Raw genomic sequence first — 937 nt, 5'->3', positions numbered from 1 at the left:
GCCGTCTGAAAACAATGGCCGAGTGGGGCGCGGATATCTGCAAAATTGCCGTGATGCCGCAATCGTCGCAAGATGTATTGACCTTATTACAGGCTACATATGATGTTTCACAAATTATTGACCGCCCGATTATTACTATGTCTATGGGTAAAATCGGAGCCGTCAGCCGCTTGGCCGGCTCGACTTTCGGCTCGGCCGTTACCTTTGGTGCGGCACAAAAAACGTCGGCACCCGGCCAAATTGATGCTAATGAATTAAGGAAAATCTTGGCAATTTTGGGATAGTTTAATTATTAATATTCAAGGCCGTCTGAAAAATATTTTTCAGACGGCCTGATTTTTTTTAAATTTATTTCTTTTAATTTTAAATAAAATAGGTAACAATAGGTTTCCTATTTTAATAACCAGAGGAGAAATAAAATGACTACTACTAAAGAAAACCTGGCGAACCCAGGTCCAGTAGGCCTGTGTGGCTTTGCATTGACAACTTGGTTGCTCAGTCTGATTAACGGCGGCTTTTTTACTGCTCCAGAGGGTGTCGGCTTAGTTTTGGGCATGGCTCTCGCCTTTGGTGGTATCGCCCAAGTTATTGCTGGTATGTTTGAGTTCAAGAAAGGCAATACGTTCGGCTTTACCGCTTTTATCAGCTATGGCGCCTTCTGGTGGACATGGGCTTTGTTTACCATCTTTTTCAAAGGTGAAACCGCTCCGGCATTTATCGGCTGGTATCTTTGCGCATGGGGTATGTTTTCGCTGATGATGTTTGTGGCTACGTTGACCAAGCCTAAAGTATTGAGCGGTATTTTCTTTTTCTTGACACTGACTTTTTTTGCTTTGGGTATTGGCGATGGCATGGAAAATCATAGCATCGTCCATATCGGCGGTTGCTTAGGCTTGGTAACTGCACTTGGTGCGTTCTACTTGGCAGCGGCAGAGGT

At 44.2% G+C, this 937-nt stretch carries 2 protein-coding genes; both read left to right on the top strand.

What is annotated here, in order from left to right:
• Window positions 1-284: type I 3-dehydroquinate dehydratase (locus tag ACTHS3_RS15220; RefSeq protein ID WP_440368396.1), on the top strand; the 284-nt coding region annotated here is incomplete at its 5' end.
• A 135-nt stretch (window positions 285-419) separates the two neighbouring features.
• Window positions 420-937 (top strand): acetate uptake transporter (locus ACTHS3_RS15215; RefSeq protein ID WP_440368395.1); only part of this gene is annotated, 518 nt, incomplete at its 3' end.

The sequence above is a fragment of the Neisseria sp. P0009.S007 genome, assembly GCF_051962515.1.
Note: the sequence above shows the minus strand (reverse complement) of the source record. Positions and strands in the feature narration are given on the sequence as shown.